Annotated in this window: 2 rRNA genes; both read left to right on the top strand. The window is 50.9% G+C overall.

The features are described 5' to 3' along the window. The first annotated feature begins 163 nt into the window (after positions 1–163). Positions 164–3,055: ribosomal RNA gene (locus TU80_RS30920) — 23S ribosomal RNA — on the top strand. 156 nt (positions 3,056–3,211) lie between these two features. After that, a 5S ribosomal RNA gene (gene rrf / locus TU80_RS30915) occupies positions 3,212–3,327 on the top strand. Positions 3,328–3,336: the final 9 nt, after the last annotated feature.

Genomic DNA, 3,336 nt, shown 5'->3' with positions numbered 1-3,336 from the left:
CGTTCTTTAAAAATTTGGGTATGTGATAGAAAGATAGACTGAACGTTACTTTCACTGGTAACGGATCAGGCTAAGGTAAAATTTGTGAGTTCTCTTAATTGAGAAATTCGAATTTTCGGCGAATGTCGTCTTCACAGTATAACCAGATTGCTTGGGGTTATATGGTCAAGTGAAGAAGCGCATACGGTGGATGCCTTGGCAGTCAGAGGCGATGAAAGACGTGGTAGCCTGCGAAAAGCTTCGGGGAGTCGGCAAACAGACTTTGATCCGGAGATGTCTGAATGGGGGAACCCAGCCATCATAAGATGGTTACCTTACACTGAATACATAGGTGTAAGGGGCGAACCAGGGGAACTGAAACATCTAAGTACCCTGAGGAAAAGAAATCAACCGAGATTCCCTTAGTAGTGGCGAGCGAACGGGGACTAGCCCTTAAGTGGCTTTGAGATTAGCGGAACGCTCTGGAAAGTGCGGCCATAGTGGGTGATAGCCCTGTACGCGAAAATCTCTTAGTCATGAAATCGAGTAGGACGGAGCACGAGAAACTTTGTCTGAATATGGGGGGACCATCCTCCAAGGCTAAATACTACTGACTGACCGATAGTGAACTAGTACCGTGAGGGAAAGGCGAAAAGAACCCCGGAGAGGGGAGTGAAATAGATCCTGAAACCGTATGCGTACAAGCAGTGGGAGCCTACTTTGTTAGGTGACTGCGTACCTTTTGTATAATGGGTCAGCGACTTATTTTCAGTGGCGAGCTTAACCGAATAGGGGAGGCGTAGCGAAAGCGAGTCTTAATAGGGCGTCTAGTCGCTGGGAATAGACCCGAAACCGGGCGATCTATCCATGGGCAGGTTGAAGGTTGGGTAACACTAACTGGAGGACCGAACCGACTACCGTTGAAAAGTTAGCGGATGACCTGTGGATCGGAGTGAAAGGCTAATCAAGCTCGGAGATAGCTGGTTCTCCTCGAAAGCTATTTAGGTAGCGCCTCATGTATCACTGTAGGGGGTAGAGCACTGTTTCGGCTAGGGGGTCATCCCGACTTACCAAACCGATGCAAACTCCGAATACCTACAAGTGCCGAGCATGGGAGACACACGGCGGGTGCTAACGTCCGTCGTGAAAAGGGAAACAACCCAGACCGTCAGCTAAGGTCCCAAAGTTATGGTTAAGTGGGAAACGATGTGGGAAGGCTTAGACAGCTAGGAGGTTGGCTTAGAAGCAGCCACCCTTTAAAGAAAGCGTAATAGCTCACTAGTCGAGTCGGCCTGCGCGGAAGATGTAACGGGGCTCAAACCATACACCGAAGCTACGGGTATCACGTAAGTGATGCGGTAGAGGAGCGTTCTGTAAGCCTGTGAAGGTGAGTTGAGAAGCTTGCTGGAGGTATCAGAAGTGCGAATGCTGACATGAGTAACGATAATGGGTGTGAAAAACACCCACGCCGAAAGACCAAGGTTTCCTGCGCAACGTTAATCGACGCAGGGTTAGTCGGTCCCTAAGGCGAGGCTGAAAAGCGTAGTCGATGGAAAACAGGTTAATATTCCTGTACTTCTGGTTATTGCGATGGAGGGACGGAGAAGGCTAGGCCAGCTTGGCGTTGGTTGTCCAAGTTTAAGGTGGTAGGCTGGAATCTTAGGTAAATCCGGGATTCTAAGGCCGAGAGCTGATGACGAGTCATCTTTTAGATGACGAAGTGGTTGATGCCATGCTTCCAAGAAAAGCTTCTAAGCTTCAGGTAACCAGGAACCGTACCCCAAACCGACACAGGTGGTTGGGTAGAGAATACCAAGGCGCTTGAGAGAACTCGGGTGAAGGAACTAGGCAAAATGGCACCGTAACTTCGGGAGAAGGTGCGCCGGTGAGGGTGAAGGACTTGCTCCGTAAGCTCATGCCGGTCGAAGATACCAGGCCGCTGCGACTGTTTATTAAAAACACAGCACTCTGCAAACACGAAAGTGGACGTATAGGGTGTGACGCCTGCCCGGTGCCGGAAGGTTAATTGATGGGGTTAGCTAACGCGAAGCTCTTGATCGAAGCCCCGGTAAACGGCGGCCGTAACTATAACGGTCCTAAGGTAGCGAAATTCCTTGTCGGGTAAGTTCCGACCTGCACGAATGGCGTAACGATGGCGGCGCTGTCTCCACCCGAGACTCAGTGAAATTGAAATCGCTGTGAAGATGCAGTGTATCCGCGGCTAGACGGAAAGACCCCGTGAACCTTTACTATAGCTTTGCACTGGACTTTGAATTTGCTTGTGTAGGATAGGTGGGAGGCTTTGAAGCGTGGACGCCAGTTCGCGTGGAGCCAACCTTGAAATACCACCCTGGCAACTTTGAGGTTCTAACTCAGGTCCGTTATCCGGATCGAGGACAGTGTATGGTGGGTAGTTTGACTGGGGCGGTCTCCTCCTAAAGAGTAACGGAGGAGTACGAAGGTGCGCTCAGACCGGTCGGAAATCGGTCGTAGAGTATAAAGGCAAAAGCGCGCTTGACTGCGAGACAGACACGTCGAGCAGGTACGAAAGTAGGTCTTAGTGATCCGGTGGTTCTGTATGGAAGGGCCATCGCTCAACGGATAAAAGGTACTCCGGGGATAACAGGCTGATACCGCCCAAGAGTTCATATCGACGGCGGTGTTTGGCACCTCGATGTCGGCTCATCACATCCTGGGGCTGAAGCCGGTCCCAAGGGTATGGCTGTTCGCCATTTAAAGTGGTACGCGAGCTGGGTTTAGAACGTCGTGAGACAGTTCGGTCCCTATCTGCCGTGGACGTTTGAGATTTGAGAGGGGCTGCTCCTAGTACGAGAGGACCGGAGTGGACGAACCTCTGGTGTTCCGGTTGTCACGCCAGTGGCATTGCCGGGTAGCTATGTTCGGAATAGATAACCGCTGAAAGCATCTAAGCGGGAAACTAGCCTCAAGATGAGATCTCACTGGGACCTTGAGTCCCCTGAAGGGCCGTCGAAGACTACGACGTTGATAGGTTGGGTGTGTAAGCGCTGTGAGGCGTTGAGCTAACCAATACTAATTGCCCGTGAGGCTTGACCATATAACACCCAAGCAATTTGCGAACTCGAAAGAGACCAGATTGCGGTGTGTGAAGACGAAACGAACCGAAAGTTCGACTCTTACAAAACACCGAAAACTATCACATACCCAATTTGCTGAAGCGAGGCCAACAGGCCACGACTCAGTACCCGAATTTCTTGACGACCATAGAGCATTGGAACCACCTGATCCCATCCCGAACTCAGCAGTGAAACGATGCATCGCCGATGGTAGTGTGGGGTTTCCCCATGTGAGAGTAGGTCATCGTCAAGATTAAATTCC

The sequence above is a fragment of the Pseudomonas veronii genome, assembly GCF_001439695.1.
GTDB lineage: Bacteria > Pseudomonadota > Gammaproteobacteria > Pseudomonadales > Pseudomonadaceae > Aquipseudomonas > Aquipseudomonas veronii.
Note: the sequence above shows the minus strand (reverse complement) of the source record. Positions and strands in the feature narration are given on the sequence as shown.